This is a genomic window from Candidatus Brocadiaceae bacterium, from assembly GCA_012728835.1.
Lineage (GTDB): Bacteria > Planctomycetota > Brocadiia > SM23-32 > SM23-32 > JAAYEJ01.
On sequence record JAAYEJ010000052.1, the window covers coordinates 1 to 15,646 of the forward strand.

Genomic DNA, 15,646 nt, shown 5'->3' on the forward strand with positions numbered 1-15,646 from the left:
CCCTTCGGGGCGGAGGTCATCCAGGGCGACGATGCCGTCGCGGGCGGCCTTCAGGTCCGCCAGCGCGTGTTCCACCCCGGCCCGCGCGAGCATCAAGGCGCTGACCCCTTCGCCGACGTTCCGCGAGAGCTGCAGGCGCAGGCGGCAGAACAGGCCGACCTGCAGCGCCACGGCGCTCAGGACGGTCATCAGCCAGAGCACCGTCACCAGTGCCACGCCGCTGCGCGTCTTCTCTGCCGTTGCTCGCATGCGTCACCCTGCCGGAACGGCGACTGTGGTCTGGAAACGGCGCGGGACCTCCACTTCGTCCGGGTCCGCGACCACGATCACGATCCGAACCGCCCGCGGGAACCGCTCCGAATCGCTCCACCCGTCCACCCACTCCACCCCGTCGAAGAAGTCCAGGTTCATCTCCGACACAAGCGGCGTCACGAGCCGCAGGACTCCGCCGGCCAGCGGGTCGTCGCCGATCGTCCCATCCTCGCGCCGGACAAGCCCCTGGGACTCGGTTGCCGGGTCGTTGTCGATGAAGTAGCCGACCTCGCAACGCCCGCCGATGCCCATGAAAAAGTCGGCCGTGCAAGGCGCCATGAAGTCGATCGTGTCGGCGTCGCGGCCCTCGTACTGCACGTCCAGTGAGGTCAGCCGCACCTTGTCGCGGTGGGCCACGGCGGACCGCACGTCGGACGTCATCTGCTGCAGCGCCGCCTGCGCCGCAGCCACCATGCGGCCGACACGCCGCGCCTTCTGCGCCGACGCCGTGCCGGCGGCCAGGGCCAGGTAGCCTCCCAACGCCAGCATGGCGAGCATGGCGGTGGCCACCAGCATCTCGACCAGCGTGAATGCGCGCCTGCCTCTCATGGCCCTACCGCCCCGCCACCAGCGTCACGAGTTCGACCGTCCGCTCCGTTCCGTGCTCCGGCCAGCTCACCTCCACGCGCAGCCTGTACAGGTCCGGCGTGTCCGTGCTCTCGACCATGCGCGTCCACCAGGCATCGGGGAACTCGAGCCCGAACTCCCCGTGCCACTGGCCGACCTCCACCTGGTCGGCCGCCAGGACCTCCTCCACGAGGCCCTGGGCAAGGAAGACCCCCTGCGTGTGGTTCAGCGACACGGCCGTCGATCGCAGGCCGGCCGCGAACACGCCGAGGACGGCGGTCACCGCGAGGCTGAATATGAGCACGGCCACGACCATCTCCACGAGCGAGAATCCCCGGGCGTGCGCCATGTCGTTCACTCCTCCTCGACGAAGACGACCTTCCCGCCCAGGGGGTGCACCGGCAGCACCTGCGTCCGCCCGTGTGCATCCGAGAGTTCCACCTCGGCATCGTCGGCGGAACCGTCGGGGCGGAACACCACCGTGCCGCCTCGGCCGTTCCGCTGAGCCTCCGGACGGCCCTCCACGTCGTAGAACACGTTCACCTCGATGCCGTCCGGAAGGCGCCGGCTCGCCAGGACGACGGTCCCGGCCGCGTCGTCTTCGCCGCGCCAGGGCAACTGCGTCATGCAGGTCTGCGCCCGGCAGGCGCAGCGCTCCGGATCGAAGAGGACGGCGACCGGGCAACGCCGCGCCACTGCGGCGGCCGCCGCGTAGTCGAGCATATCGCCCACCTCGCAGGCCGCCCGGGCGATCCCTTCCCCTTCGACGGCCGTGATCAGGCTCGGCACGATGGCCCCGGCCAGCATGCCCATGAGGGCCACGACGACGAGCAGTTCGATGAGTGTCAGCGCGTTGCGTGGGCCGGGCCGGCGCGGGCTATTCCAGTTCCACCCAGCTATGGACGTCCGCCGCATCGTCTTCGCCGCCTTCCTGGCCGTCCTTGCCGTAAGAGAGTATCTCGTAGGGCTGCCCGCTGATGACGCCCGGAGAGCAGTAGACGTACTCGTTCCCCCAGGGGTCCTTGAACAGCGGCTTGCGCAGGTACGGGCCGCGCCACACGCCCTTGTCGACGTCGGGGTCGAAGAACAGCGCCCTCAGTCCTTCCTCCGTCGTCGGATAGCGCCCGACGTCGAGGTAGAAGCGCTCCAGCGTGTCTTCGAGCACGGCGACGTCGGACTCGGCGCGGGCGCGCTGCGCCGGGGCGAGACCGCCGACGACCGACGGCAGGATGGCGGCCGCCAGGACCGCCAGCACGACGGCAACGACCATCAGCTCGATCAGCGTGAAGCCGGCGGCCGCCGAACGTCCCGAGCGCTCAAGGGCCCGCCGGACGGCGGCCGCGCCTCGCAGCCGGCCCTCTGCATCGTCTCGCATCATCATGTCGCGTCCTCCACGGTTAACGGAGCGCTGCGCTCATCTTGAAGATCGGCAGCACCAGGGCCACGATGAGGAAGGCAACAATCGCCGCCACGACCAGGATGAGGGCCGGTGCCAGCAACGAGGTCATCACCCTGGTCAGCGCGGTGGCCTCGCGGTCGTGCGTCTCGGCCACCCGCATGAGCATCTGGTCCAGCCGGCCCGTCTCCTCGCCGACGGCCACCATCTGAACGGACAGCGGCGGGAAGACGCCCGTCGACTTCATCAGGCCGGCCAGGGAGTCGCCCTCCTGCACCTGCTGTGCCACCTTCCCCACGGCCTCGGCCATGACGGCGTTCCCCACCGCCTGCCGCACAACCCGCAGCGACTCGACCATGGGGACGTCCGCATGGACCAGCACGCCCAGGAACCGCGCGAACCGGCCGATCGCCACGTGGCGCGTCAGGCGTCCGAGCACTGGGAGCCGCAGCTTCATCCCGTCCCACGCACGCCGGAACCCGGGTCGTCTGCGGATCACGCGCACCGCGAAGGCGCCGGCCGCCAGCCCGGCCAGGATTGCCCACCAGAGGCGGGCCACGAAGTCGGACAGCCAGCAGAGGATCCGCGTCGGCACGGGAAGCCGCGTCCCGATGCCCTCGAACATAACCTCGAGTCGGGGGACGACGAAGACGATCAGGACGACGGCCGAAGCCACCCCCAGCAGCAGCACCAGCGCCGGGTACGCCATGGCGGCCGTCACCTCGCCTCGGATCTCGTCCTGCCGCTCAAAGAGGTCGGCCAGCCGCGCGAGCACCTCGTCCAGCGCGCCCCCCGCCTCGCCCACCCGCACCATGCTGACCATGACGTCGGGGAACAGCTCCGGGTAGTCCGACAGGGCATCGCTGAGGCTGCGCCCGGCCTTGACCGAGTCGAGGATGGCGCACAGCACCCGCCGTGAGCGGTCGTCGTCCGCCTGCTCGATCAGGACCTCCATGCTGCGGATCAGGGGCACGCCGGACGCGCAGAGCGTCGCCAACTGGCGGCAGAGCGGCGCCAGACGCAGCACGCCGCGCCGCAGGCGGACGCCGCCCGTGACGCGGGCCTCTTTGCGGCCCTCCTCGCGCAGTTCCACCACGTGCCAGCCGCCGGCCAGAAGCCGCTCGATCGCCTCCCGCCGGCCCGGCGAGGACACCGTGCCGGAACGGCGCTCCCCGGTGCGGTTCACGGCTGTATACACATACGCCGGCATCTGGATCACCCGTTGCAGTGCGCCAACCGGCAGCGCCGTCAGACGGCCGCCGGCCCGTTCGCCGACCGCCCATTGGAGTACTCATCCGCTTGCGTGACGCGAAGCACTTCCTCGGCGGTGGTCAAGCCGCGCACGACCCTGCGGCAGCCCGCCTGGCGCATCGTCAGCATGCCCGGGCCCGCCGCCCGCCGGATCTCGGCGGCCGAGGCGTGCCGCAGCATCGCGTCGCGGAGGTCGTCGTCAATCACCAGAAGTTCCGCAATCGCCGAGCGGCCGCGAAAGCCCGTCTCCTTGCACTCGCGACAGCCCACGGCCTGGTGGAGAACCGGCTGCTCCACCTCCTGGCCCAGCTCGCGGCGCAGCCGCTCCAGCTCCTCGGACCCGGCCGCCCTGCGTTCCTTGCACGCCGGGCACAGCGTTCGCACGAGACGCTGCGCCACGATGCCGCGCAGCGCGGAGGCCGCGAGGTAGGGCTCCACACCCATGTCGAGCAGGCGGGGAATGGCCTCGCAGGCGTCGTTCGTGTGCAGCGTGCTGAAGACGAGGTGCCCGGTGAGCGCGGCGCGCACGGCGATGTCGGCCGTCTCGCCGTCGCGAATCTCGCCCACCATGATAATGTCGGGGTCCTGACGCACGATCGATCGCAGCCCGTTGGCGAAGGTCAGCCCGCGCTTGGGGCGCACGGCGATCTGGTTCACGCCCGGCAGCTCGTATTCCACCGGATCCTCGATCGTGATGAACTTCCTCTCGGGCGTGTAAATGGACGCGAGCGAGGCGTACAGCGTCGTCGTCTTCCCGGAGCCGGTGGGCCCGCAGACCAGGATGATCCCGTGCGGGTGGTTGAGCAACCGGCGGTAGGGCGTCACAGTCTCCGGCTCGAACCCCAGGTCGTCAAGTCCGAGCAGGAACGACGACTTGTCGAGCAGCCGCAGGACGATGCACTCGCCATGGATGGTCGGGATCGTGGCCACCCGCACGTCCACCTCGTGCCCCGCCACGTTCAGCTCGATGTGCCCGTCCTGCGGGACGAAACGTTCGGCGATGTTCATGTCGGCCATGATCTTCACGCGCGAGACGATGGCCGGGTGCAGGTGCTTGGGCGGCGACGGCATCTCGTGCAGAACGCCGTCGATCCGGTAACGAACCTTCAGTTCGGCCTCGAAGGGCTCCACGTGGATGTCGCTGGCGCGGTCGCGGACGGCACGGACGATCAGCAGGTTGACCAGGTTGACCACGGTCGGCTCGCTGGCCATCTCTCGGAGCTGGCCCACCTCCAGGTGGTTCTGGTCCGGGCGCTCGGCGTCGACGGCGAAGTGCTCGAGCATGCGCTCGACGGCCTGCCCGTGGAACACCTGCATCGCCGCGTCCATGTCCGCCGCCGTGCAGACGGCCCGGTCCACCGTCTTCCCGGTCAGCGTCCGGATGCAGTCGACCGTGTCGAAGTCCAGGGGGTCCTCCATGGCCAGCAGCAAACGCCCGTCGGTGACGGCCAGGGGCATGGCGCGCGCACGCTGCAGCAGGTCGGCGGGCAGTCGCTTGCCGGCCTCGGGGTCGATCTGCGTCTCGCCCAGATCGACGAACCGCACCCCGAGAGCGGCGGCAAGCGCCCGAAGGCCCTCCGCCTCGTCGCGCCACCCGTGGGCCGCCATGCAGCGTCCGAGGCTCTCGCCCGTGGCACGCCGCCGCGCCAGGACGTCGGCCAGCACCTGCCTGTCGAGCGCCCTTGCAGGGGTCTCGTTGCCCTCCGAAATGCCCTCCGACCTCATGCGCCCGATCCCTCCGCCCCCCGAAACGCGGCACTGCCCATGAAGACGTTCAGGAACCCGCGTCGGTTCCCGGAAATCGGCGAGCTTCACGAAATCTGCCCGGCTACATCATAACCGCATTGACGCCCGTAGTCCGAGAACGTGCCGCCATAGTGTGATCCGCAGGAGACGCCCCGACCATAAGCGCCGATCACGCTCCCGCATCGGGCCCTCCGGTCCGGCCCGCAGGAGTATGCGGCGGCAATGTCACCGTTTTGTTACGGACCGGGCGTCTGGGAGCATATACCCCGGGATGGCAGAGGCTATTCGGAAGGGCGCCAGAAATGGGCCTCCGTCAGGTCCAGGCGGTCCAGTTCGGCCGCGATCCGGTGCAGGCGATCGTCGTAGCCCGGGTGATGGGAGTCCGAGGCCAGGGAGAAGGTGACGCCCAGCTCCTTCATGCAGGCAAGGTACTCCAGATACTGCTCCTTGAAGCGTTCGGGGTAGGCGGGGTTGGTGAAGATGGCGCCGGCATTGATCTCGATCGCCGTTCCGTTCTCCCTGGCGGCGGCGGCCAGTTCCTCGTGCATCGACGGCGGGATCACGGAGAAATCATCGAACCACGGGAGCGTGCGGTACATGCCGTCGGCGTCCCGCCATGCGCCCTGCCACCACCAGGGATGCGCCACGATGTCGACTTCGGGATGGCGGGCCAGGTGGACGCTCTGCCGGTGGTATTCGCGGATGACGGACTCGCGGTCCAGCGGCACGCCGAGCGTCCAGTGAGCGCCGCCGATGACGTACGCGGGCCGCACTTCGGCCAGAAGCGCCTCCGGCAGGTAGACTGTGAGTTCGCCCCCCGCCGGCCCGCCCTTCTGCTGCCCCCAGATGCCGGCCGCCGCACCGAGCCGCCGCGCCTCCTCGACGTCGTACCGGCGCAGGCAGGTCGCCTCGATGCCGAACAGGAAGCCGTCCTTCTCCGGCAGTGCGTCGTACTCGGCCCGTGCAGCGCGCACGGCGGCCTCCGTGGGCGGCCCGTTCAGATGGTCGGTCACGCCCAGGCAGGTGATACCGGCCGCCCTCGCCTCGCACAGGATCCTCGCCAGCGTGGCCTCCGGATTCCCGCAGGGCGAATGCCGCGAGTGAATGTGCCAGTCCATGTCGATCTGCATCGCGCCTCCCTCCGCCTCCGCGTCGACGCCCTCCTCGCCCGCGGCAGGCCATTCCGGCCCGCTCCGCAACGGCCCCGGCGAACATACCGAGGTGGCACCGCCGGGTCAAGCGTCTACCCCCAATGGGTAGGCACGGCCCCGCCGAAATCTTGCCAATCCCGCCTGCCCACGGTATCATCCGGTCGCGCGGGGCGTCCGGACGAACGACAGCAGCCGAGACGGCATGGTCTACACCGAACACAAGGATGCAGGCGGCTTCCTGGCCGTCGCGCATGAGGCGCTGGAGGAGCAGGAGAGCGCCAACGGGCTGATGCTCGGCGTCTGCAAACGGCTGGCGGAGGCGCCCGACGCGCACGACACTCCCCCCTACCTCGCGACGGTCGAGGCGGCCGGCCGGCTCTGCGTCGCCGCCGTCATGACGCCGCCGTACAATGTGCAGGTGTTCCAGCCTGACGGCGCCGATGCGGGCGGCCTCGGGCCGGTTGCCGACGCACTGCAGCGCGGCGGGTGGTCCGTGCCGGGCGTGATCGGCACGACGAACACGGCGGAGGCGTTCGCCGCCCTCTGGGCGGGGCGGACCGGCGCCGCGCTCCGCACCACGATGCGCCAGGGCATCTACGAACTGCGGCAGGTGAGGCCCCCGCCCTGTCCGCCCGGGCGCTTCGAGCGGGCCACGGAAGAGCACTCCTCACTCGTGCGGGAATGGGCGAGCCGCTTCCATGAGGACTGCTTCCACAACGACGAGTGCGGTCGATCGCTCCGGATTGCCGAGGCGAAGCTGCAAAGTGGGGACGTCTTCCTGTGGGTCGATGGCGGCGAGGCACGGGCGATGGCCGCACGAACGCGCCCCACGGCCAACGGCCAGGCCATCAGCTTCGTCTACACCCCGCCACAGCACCGGCGGAAGGGCTACGCGAGCGCCGTCGTCGCCCGCCTGTCGCAGCTCATCCTGGACAGCGGGAAGCAGTTCTGCACGCTCTACACGGACCTCGACAACCCCACGTCGAACAGCATCTACCGCAGGATCGGCTACCGCCGGGTGGCCGAGTCGATCGAGATCGGCTTCACATAGCGCCCGTGCCACACAAAAGGACTTCTTCAGCGAGTTCAGAGGCCGGCTGCCTTCACACGTCCAGGTCCCCGACCTCGCGAATCCAACCGCGAAGCCACTCGACGGACTCCAGGCCGATGTCCGTCAGCGTGCTGGCGCAGAAGACGATGCCGTCCAGGTCGCCGCTCCGGATCCCGTCCAGATAGCGCGCGCACTGGTACTCCATCTGCCCGGCCGTCATCGGCCGGCTTTCGCCGTAGTTCCACAGGTAGCAGCCGGCCAGGCGGCGTTTGCCCGGCGTGATGCGGCAGAGCTTCGCGACGTTCTCGTCGATCTTCGGCAGGTCGGAGCCGCGCCAGGTCCAGAGCGTGATCACGTCGCAGACGTCGAGGTAGGCGCGGTAGTCCTGCGCCAGTTGCCGCTGGTAGTAGACGACCCAGAGGTCGAGCGGCCGCACCTCGTTGTCGGCCAGGCGCCGCTTGGTCTCCTTCAGTTGGTCCAGGGAGACGCGGGGCTGCGCGTTGTCGACGAAGAAGTCGTCGAAGATGCCGCCGCAGACGTTCGGGAACAGGCGCGCCTGCCGGATCACCTCCTCCAGGTCGGTCGCCCCGGCATTGTTGCGCACGGAACTGCCGTCGCCGACGATCGACCACACCACCCGGTGCAGGTCCTTGAGCTTCTCCGACTCCGCGTCGAACGGCGGCAGCGGCCTGTTGCTCATCACGACGCGGCAGCAGTTGACAAGACCGAGATCACGCGCGCTCTCAGCCGGCCCCATGCGATTGACGCCGGGGAGCTTCCATTCGTTGCCGTGATAGGCGTGGTGCGTGCCGGCGTCCTGTCCCCAGAGCCAGAGCTTCTCCCGCAGTCTCATCGATCGCCTCCCGCCGGCGGCCGGTTCCGGCGCTGCCACTCGAAGATGGACGGCACGTCCGGCCGGGGCCGCGGGGGCATGCCGTCGGCGGCCTCCAGGATCACGCTCCCCTCGACCACGGCGGCGGACGGACTGCCGGCGAAGACCGCGCCGTTGCCCCCGTAGACGGTGTTCCCGACCATCGTCAGACCGCTCGTGCGCGCGGCGTCTTCGGCGACCACCGCGGCGAAGTCGTCGGCGACCGAGAACACGTTGCCCTTGATGACGTGATCGAACTGCGCACCGCGCATGAGGATGGCGGGGCCGCGCGAGAGGATGCGGTTGTGGAAGAAGAGCCAGTTCTCGTTCATCCCGCCCAGCACGATGCCGCAGGGGCCGTAGTGCATCATGCCCGGCTCGAAGACCACGTGCTCGGTGGTGTTCCGGAAGTCGCAGTTGTAGAAGCAGTTGCGCGGGCCGTTCGGGCCGTGGCTGCTGTCCGACGGCGGCGTCGCCCAGAAGGCGTGCCCATACGAGCCGCCGCCCGTGGGCCGGCCGCGCGGCTCGAGGATCACGCAGTTCTCCCACAGGTTCTCGTGACACCAGCCGGAATGCATCTGCCCGTCGCTGTAGTAAAACGTGGAGTTGCGGAACACGCAGCCGCTGCACGCCCAGTCGAGGTTGGGGGCGTGCCGCATGTTGCGCGTGGTGACGTTCTCCATCAGGCAGTCCGAGCTGTACTGCCATCCCACGTACGCGGTGCCGGCCCCGCCCATGTCGTGCGCGTGGTTGAACTCGCAGTCGCGGATCTCCATCCACTTCACGTGGGACCCGTAGAGGGGCATGCGGCCGGTCCAGTCCACGGTCACCCGGCGGCCCCAGCAGTTGACGGCCCGCAGGAAGAGCACGGTGCAGATCTTCGGCTCGCGGCGGGCCTGCGTGATGAAAAGGTCCTCGATGCCGCAGCGCTCGATGGGGGCGGCGCTCGTCACGTACGACGCGTCCGCCAGCGGGAAGTCGATGCGCAGCGGCTGGTTGATCGTGACGGTGCGGCCCTGTACGCGCTCGATGCGCACCATGGTTCGGCGCGGATTGTGCCGGCACAGGCTCTCGATCAGCAGCTGCCAGCGGTCCGTATTGTGGGCCTCGAGGGCCAGCCACTGGCCGGGCGCCAGACCGTCGGCGTCCTGCAGTTCCAGATGCGTGTCGCCGCGCCGCCCGTCGGCCGCCAGCAGGCGCTCATCCTCTTCGCCGCCGCCGGCGAAGGTGATGACGCCGTCCGTGATGCGCCCGCCGCTCTCGTTGTAGCGGATGACGATCCTGGTCTTGTCCCGACCGGCGCCGCGGATGACGACCCCGTTCTGCCGGATCAGCACCTTGCGGTCGAGGTGGTAGGTCCCCTCGCCCAGCAGCACGGCCCCGCCGCCCGCCCGGCCGGCCGCGCTGCAGGCCGTCTGGAGCGCATCCGAGTCGTCCCGGTCGTCGTCGGCGCGGCCGCCGAAGTCCTCGATCCGGCAGAAGGCCCGCACGTCCGGAATCCCCCCCTGCACGCCCGCACCCGTCCAGTCGGGAAACCAGGTCTCGCCGTCGGGGCCGAGCACGTCAGCAGCCGTGCCGCCCTGCCTGTACTGCGGAGGCCACGGCGTCGAGGCGGCCTCCGCGCCCTGCAGGCCCGATTCCACGGCCATCAGCACGCCGCACGCGGTCAGAACGACAACCAGCATCTCCACTGTACCCATTGCACTTCCCCCGGGAGGTCTCCCGGCTCCTCGGAACAGACGTGGTCGGCTGACGACGGCAGGGCTCGCTTACGGCATGAGTTCGCAGACGACGCGGAAGCCGTGGTCGGCCACCCGGTTGGACGCACGATCGCGCCCGCGCGCGGCGGACCGAAGCGGCACAGGGTAGTCGAACCAGGAGCCACCGCGCACGACGCGGTAGGCTCCCCGGGCAGGCCCCGTCGGATCCTCGGCGGAGACCACGGATCGATAGGCCCCCGAGTCATACCAGTCCAGACACCACTCCCAGACATTCCCGTGCATGTCGTACAGCCCCCAGGCGTTGGGCAACCGGCCGCCGACGTCCTGAGATCGCCCGCCGGAGTTGCGCGAGTACCAGCCTGCAGTGTCCAGCCGCTGCGGGTCGGCCCCGAAGCTGTACGACTCGGTCGAACCCGCACGGCAGGCGTATTCCCATTCGGCTTCAGTGGGCAGGCGGTACGTGCAGTCCTCCGCCTCCGAGAGCCGCCGGCAGAACTCCACGGCGTCATGCCACGACACGCTGTCCACGGGACGGCGAGCGCCCGGGAACTGCGACGGGTTCCCGCCCATCACCGCCTCATACTGCTCCTGCGTCACCTCGAAGGCGCCGATGAGGAACGGGCGCGTGATCCTCACCTCATGCTGAGGCCGCTCGCTGCCGTCCCGGGCCGGCTCGCCGCGCGGGCTGCCCATCGCGAAGGCGCCGGCAGGCACAGCGGCAAGCTCCATCCCGATGGAGTTGCGGTAGTAGACGACGTCCACCACCGTCTCCCCGTCCGGAGTCGCCGCCGTGACGCGGCGCGCCTCCGCAGTCCATCCCGCCGGCACGTCCGACGCCGCCATGGCCGGCGGCGTCGTCTCCGGTCCACCCGGTCCCGTCTTCGCCTGTAGCTCTGCCATTGTCCTGGCATCCCGGGCTGCCGTGCTGGTGTCCGCCGCCGGACGGTCCGCGTGCGCCGTCACCCCTGCAGCCCTCTGGCGGCTCCGGCTCTGTTCGGACAGCGTCGTCCCATGGGGGGGGTCCTGCATACGCATCGTCTGCGCGTCCGCGCAACGCCCGGTCGCAGACAGGGCGCACCCGCAGATCGCGCAGGCGATGGGAAGGAAGAGCAGAGGGCGCACGATCGTATCGGCCCATTCATGTTCGGGCATCGCAAGGCCGGCTCCGTGCCGGCACAGCCCGCCGGATCGGGCGGTTCACTGACCTATTGTACGTCCCGACCCGACAACATCAACGTCCGGCGCCCCGTCGCCGCGGAGCGGGACGGCCGCCGGGAGCCCGCCCCTACAGCCCGACCAGCCGAGCGATGTCGTTCCAGGTCACGTAGACGACGAGCATCAGAAGCAGCGCCAGGCCGACGGCGTTGGAGAGCAGGAGCGCGCGTTCGCCCAGACGGCGTCCGCGCAGCTTCTCCATGAGGATGAACAGCAGGTGCCCGCCGTCCAGCACGGGGATCGGCAGGATGTTCAGGAACGCCAGCGACCCGCTGATGACGGCCGTCAGGTAGAGCAACTTGCCCAGGCCCTGCTGAGCGGCGCGGTATGAGACGACGGCAATCGACACGATGCCGCCCATCTGCTCGGTGCTGACGCTGCGGGTCGCGAACCCCCGCACCATCAGGACGATCTCCGCCAGCGTCTGCCATGTGTTCACGACGCCCTTCTGCACGGCGGCCAGGACGCCATACCGCTGCAGGACGGTCTTCGGCCTCTCGCAGAGGAAACCCGGGTGACCCACGGCAAGGGTGGGGTCCTCGACCGGCAGCATCTCGGCCGCCACGATCTGGCCGTCGCGCAGCCATCGGACCACGCGCGGGTCATCTCCCCCGCCGGCGAGCGCGCGGCCGATGTCGCTCCAGGCGCTGACCTCCTTCTTTCCGATACCCACGATCACGTCGCCGGGCCGCAGGCCGGCCTCCCAGGCCGGGCTGCCCTCCCGGACCCAGGTCATCTCGGGTCCCGTCTCGAAGAGGACGCTGCGGCGGAACCGCGCCAGCGAGACCCTGTCGGGCAGCGTCAGCGCCACGGTCACCTCGCCGCCGTCGCGTTCGACCGTCAGCGCCATCTCGCCCAGTTGCTCGCGGGCCACCAGCTCCAGGTCGATGCCGCTGCCGACGGGCACGCCGTTCAGGGCCGTGATGCGGTCGCCCGCCCGCAGGCCCGCCTGCTCGGCCTCGCCGCCGGCGGCCACCGCCTCCACGACCGCGGTCAGGCCGGAGATGCCCAGGCCCTTCTGGGGCGATGCGACCATGCGCGGCCGCACGGTGAGCGGCTGCCCTTCCCGCTCGATCAGCAGCTCGACTTCGTCGCCCGGCTCGAAATCGGCCAGCTCGGTGTCCAGCTCGAACGCCGTGGCGACCGGCCGGCCCGCGATGGCCAGCACCACGTCGCCCGGCCGCATCCCGGCCTCGACCGCCGGCCCGGCGTCCTCCTGACCGTCGACGTCCGTCAGTTTCGTCACGACGGGCTCGACCGGCGGCTCCACGCCGATCATCCGCATCCCGGCCCCGGAATGGTAGCGCGGGGCGACCGCGAAGTCCATCAAGCTGCCGTCGCGCTCGACGTGCAGGTACAACTGGTCCTTGCCGCCCAGGGCGACCCTGCGGATCAGGTCCTCGAAGGTCGGGTTCTGCATCCCGTCGACGGCCACGATGCGGTCGCCCGCCTGCAGCCCGGCCTGCCAGGCCGGCTCGCCCGGCAGCACGCGGCCGACCTCGCCGACCGTGAACGGCACGCCGATGGCGAAGGCCACGATGAACAGGCCGACGGCCAGCACCAGGTTCATCGTCACCCCGCCAAGCACGAAGAGCGCGCGCTGGCCGGGCGTCTTGGACCAGAACTCATGCGGCTCGGCCTTGCCCGGGGCGGAGTCATCGCCGCTCACCTTCACGTAGCCGCCGAGGGGGATCAGGCAGATGCGGTACTCCGTCTCGCCCACCCGGACGCCGATCAGCTTCTTCCAGAAGCCGATGGCGAACACCTCGACCCGCATCCCGACCGCTTTGGCGGCGATCAGGTGCCCGAATTCATGGACGACGATCAGCAGGCTTACGGCGATCACAGCCATAACGCCGTTCAGGGCCGATGCAAACAACTCTGTGCCTCCTCTCGAGCCCACCGGTCGGCCGCCATCACGGCCGCCAGTCCGGCCGCCGGTTCCACGGAGTGCCGGTCCATCACGTCCTCCACAACGTCGACGACGCCGGGCAGGCTGACCTCGCCGTTGAGAAACGCAGCGACGGCCACCTCGTTGGCGGCGCTCAGGACCGCCCCGCTCGTCCCGCCCTCACGCGCCACCCTGTAGCCGAGCGCCAGCGCGGGGAAGGTCGCGAAGTCCGGCTCGCAGAACTCCAAACCGCCGAGCCGCGCCAGGTCCAGCCGTTCCACCGGGCCGGCCGTGCGCTCGGGGTAGCTCAACGCATACTGGATGGGCAGGCGCATGTCCGGCGCCCCCATGTGCGCCAGCACCGACCCGTCCACCAACTCCACCAGGCAGTGCACGACCGACTGTGGATGGATGACCACCCCGATGCGGTCGGCCGGCAGCCCGAACAGCCAGCGCGCCTCGATGATCTCCAGCGCCTTGTTCATCAGCGTGGCGCTGTCCACCGTGATCTTCCGCCCCATCTGCCAGGTGGGATGCCGCAGCGCGTCTTCGGCGGTCACCCGGGTCAGCTCGGACCGCGTCATGCCGCGGAACGGCCCGCCGCTGGCGGTCAGCACGATTCGGGCCACCTCCTCCGGCGGAACGGACCGCAGGAGCTGGAAGAGCGCGCTATGCTCGCTGTCGACGGGCAGGATCGCCCCGCCGCCCTCCCGCGCCAACGCCATCAGCGCGGGGCCGAACATGACCATGGCCTCCTTGTTCGCCAGCGCCAGCGTCTTGCCCGCCTCCAGGGCCGCCACGGCCGCCGGCAGGCCCACCCCACCGCTCACGGCGCTCAGCACCACGTCGGCCCCGCCCCAGCCGGCCAGCCGTCGCAGCCCCTCGGCGCCCCACAACACCTCGGTGCCGCAGCCGTCCAGCGCGTCCCTCAGGCGAAGGGCGTCCTCGCGGTCCGCCACCGAGACGGCCTCGACGCCGAACTCCCGCGCCTGCGCCGCCAGGTCGCGCCAGCGCGAACCGCCGGAGAGCCCGACGACGCGCACGCGGCCGCCCATGCTGCGCACCACCGAGAGCGCCTGGGAGCCCACCGAGCCGGTGCTGCCCAGAACGACCACGTTCCTGGCCGCAGCCGCCCCCGTCATGGCCGCCCCTCCGCGCGCGCCGCGCGCAGGCGCTCCAGCTCCTCCAGCAGGGCACGCGCCAGCTCGCCGGCCGGCGCCTTCCGCACCCGGCGCCCGTCCCGAAACACGTAGCCGAAGTCCCTGCCGCCGGCCACGCCCACGTCGGCCTCCGCCGCCTCGCCCGGTCCGTTGACCACGCAGCCCATCACCGCGATGCGCAGCCCGCCCGGCAGCCCGCGCACGGCGTCGCTGATCTCGTCCACCAGCGCCGGCAGGTCGATCTCGCAGCGCGCGCAGGTCGGGCAGGAGATAACCTCCGGCCCCTCCGGCCGGCGCAGCTCCAGGGCCTCCAGGATGGCGATGCCCGTCCGTACCTCCTCGTGCGGAGGGCCGGTCATCGACACGCGGATGGTGTCGCCGATGCCTTCGGCCAGGAGCGTCCCAATCCCGACAGCGCTTTTGACGGTGCTCGTGCGCGGCGGCCCGGCCGCCGTGACCCCCACGTGCAGGGGGTAATCGCAGCAGCCGGCCGCGCGCCGGTAGGCGGCGACCGTCGTGGGCACGTCGCTCGCCTTCAGGCTCAGCACGATGTTGGCGAGCCCCTCCGCCTCGGCCGCGCGGCAGTAATCGAGCACCGTCTCGACCATCAGCCCCGCCATGTCGTCGGCGGGTGCCCCGGGGTCGACCTCCAGGCCCCGGCGCGGCCGGATGGACCCCGAGTTGACGCCGATGCGCACCTTCGCCCCGGCCCGCGCGGCCGCCCGGTAGAACGCCCGTAGGCCCTCCTGATCGCGCATGTTGCCCGGGTTGATGCGCACGCCGTGCGCACCGGCCTCCAGCGCGGCCAGGGCCAGGTGGTGGTCGAAGTGGATGTCCGCAACCACCGGCAGCGGCGAGGCTTGCGTGATGCGCCGGAGGCCGTCGACGGCCCGCCGGTTGGGCACCGCGCACCGGATGATCTCGCAGCCGAGCGCGGCCAGTTCCTCGATCTGCCCCAGCGTGAGGTCGGCCCGCTCTGTCGGCGTCGTCGTCATCGACTGCACGCTGACCGGCGCCCCGGCGCCGATCAGCACACCACCGCACTTCGCAGGGCGTGTCGGACGGCGTCCGGCACTCGTGACTCGCAGCTCGATCACTCGGCGATACCCTCGGGGATGGGAAGACGGACCGACCACCGACCTGCGGCCGCGCACACGCCACCTGCGTCGATTATACGCCGTCTCACCGCCGAAATCAAAACCGCCCGCCGTGCCGCCCCGGCCTCCGGCGCCGCACGTTCGCATGAGCCGGCGGGCTCGAAGGGCTCCACCAAACCCCTGCAGCGGCTCTCAGTCGCTATCATACACAATCACC

15 protein-coding genes are annotated in these 15,646 nt (G+C 70.5%); 1 reads left to right on the forward strand and 14 read right to left on the reverse strand.

Features of this window, described 5'->3' with window-relative positions:
- The 8 genes from GXY85_08090 to GXY85_08125 all read right to left on the reverse strand — a co-directional run.
- Positions 1-249 (reverse strand): hypothetical protein (locus GXY85_08090; GenBank protein NLW50787.1); only part of this gene is annotated, 249 nt, incomplete at its 3' end.
- A gap of 3 nt (positions 250-252) precedes the next feature.
- Positions 253-861 carry a prepilin-type N-terminal cleavage/methylation domain-containing protein gene (locus GXY85_08095; GenBank protein NLW50788.1) on the reverse strand — a complete coding sequence of 203 codons (609 nt, stop codon included), beginning with the start codon at positions 859-861 and terminating at the stop codon, positions 253-255.
- Positions 862-865: 4 nt separating this feature from the next.
- On the reverse strand, positions 866-1,228 hold the full coding sequence (locus tag GXY85_08100; GenBank protein NLW50789.1) for a prepilin-type N-terminal cleavage/methylation domain-containing protein: 363 nt from the start codon (positions 1,226-1,228) through the stop codon (positions 866-868).
- A gap of 5 nt (positions 1,229-1,233) precedes the next feature.
- Positions 1,234-1,794, reverse strand: a complete 561-nt coding sequence (locus tag GXY85_08105) for a prepilin-type N-terminal cleavage/methylation domain-containing protein (protein NLW50790.1) — start codon at positions 1,792-1,794, stop codon at positions 1,234-1,236.
- Positions 1,757-2,254, reverse strand: a complete 498-nt coding sequence (gspG, locus tag GXY85_08110) for a type II secretion system major pseudopilin GspG (GenBank protein NLW50791.1) — start codon at positions 2,252-2,254, stop codon at positions 1,757-1,759. Before gspG ends, GXY85_08105 begins: the two co-directional genes overlap by 38 nt.
- Before the next feature lie 22 nt (positions 2,255-2,276).
- Positions 2,277-3,485, reverse strand: a complete 1,209-nt coding sequence (locus tag GXY85_08115) for a type II secretion system F family protein (GenBank protein NLW50792.1) — start codon at positions 3,483-3,485, stop codon at positions 2,277-2,279.
- Positions 3,486-3,523: 38 nt separating this feature from the next.
- Positions 3,524-5,251, reverse strand: a complete 1,728-nt coding sequence (locus tag GXY85_08120; GenBank protein NLW50793.1) for a type II/IV secretion system protein — start codon at positions 5,249-5,251, stop codon at positions 3,524-3,526.
- Positions 5,252-5,553: 302 nt separating this feature from the next.
- Entirely contained in the window at positions 5,554-6,402 is an 849-nt protein-coding gene (locus GXY85_08125; protein NLW50794.1) for a hypothetical protein, read from the reverse strand.
- 223 nt (positions 6,403-6,625) lie between these two features.
- On the opposite strand from GXY85_08125, the gene GXY85_08130 reads away from it, so the two are divergent.
- Positions 6,626-7,474: a GNAT family N-acetyltransferase gene (locus GXY85_08130; protein NLW50795.1), complete on the forward strand. Its 849-nt coding sequence runs from the start codon at positions 6,626-6,628 to the stop codon at positions 7,472-7,474.
- 52 nt (positions 7,475-7,526) lie between these two features.
- Here the strand turns inward: GXY85_08130 and GXY85_08135 are convergent, their stop codons facing one another.
- The 6 genes from GXY85_08135 to ispG all read right to left on the reverse strand — a co-directional run bounded on the left by GXY85_08135 (position 7,527) and on the right by ispG (position 15,576).
- Positions 7,527-8,327, reverse strand: a complete 801-nt coding sequence (locus tag GXY85_08135) for a hypothetical protein (protein ID NLW50796.1) — start codon at positions 8,325-8,327, stop codon at positions 7,527-7,529.
- Entirely contained in the window at positions 8,324-10,045 is a 1,722-nt protein-coding gene (locus GXY85_08140; protein NLW50797.1) for a hypothetical protein, read from the reverse strand. Before GXY85_08140 ends, GXY85_08135 begins: the two co-directional genes overlap by 4 nt.
- 69 nt (positions 10,046-10,114) lie before the next feature.
- On the reverse strand, positions 10,115-10,966 hold the full coding sequence (locus GXY85_08145) for a formylglycine-generating enzyme family protein (GenBank protein ID NLW50798.1): 852 nt from the start codon (positions 10,964-10,966) through the stop codon (positions 10,115-10,117).
- Between the two features lie 385 nt (positions 10,967-11,351).
- On the reverse strand, positions 11,352-13,160 hold the full coding sequence (locus GXY85_08150) for a PDZ domain-containing protein (protein NLW50799.1): 1,809 nt from the start codon (positions 13,158-13,160) through the stop codon (positions 11,352-11,354).
- On the reverse strand, positions 13,142-14,314 hold the full coding sequence (locus GXY85_08155; GenBank protein ID NLW50800.1) for a 1-deoxy-D-xylulose-5-phosphate reductoisomerase: 1,173 nt from the start codon (positions 14,312-14,314) through the stop codon (positions 13,142-13,144). Before GXY85_08155 ends, GXY85_08150 begins: the two co-directional genes overlap by 19 nt.
- The gene (ispG, locus tag GXY85_08160) at positions 14,311-15,576 is read right to left on the reverse strand and encodes a flavodoxin-dependent (E)-4-hydroxy-3-methylbut-2-enyl-diphosphate synthase (GenBank protein ID NLW50801.1); all 1,266 of its coding nucleotides are present in this window, start codon (positions 15,574-15,576) and stop codon (positions 14,311-14,313) included. The genes GXY85_08155 and ispG overlap by 4 nt, the downstream gene beginning before the upstream one ends.
- Positions 15,577-15,646: the final 70 nt, after the last annotated feature.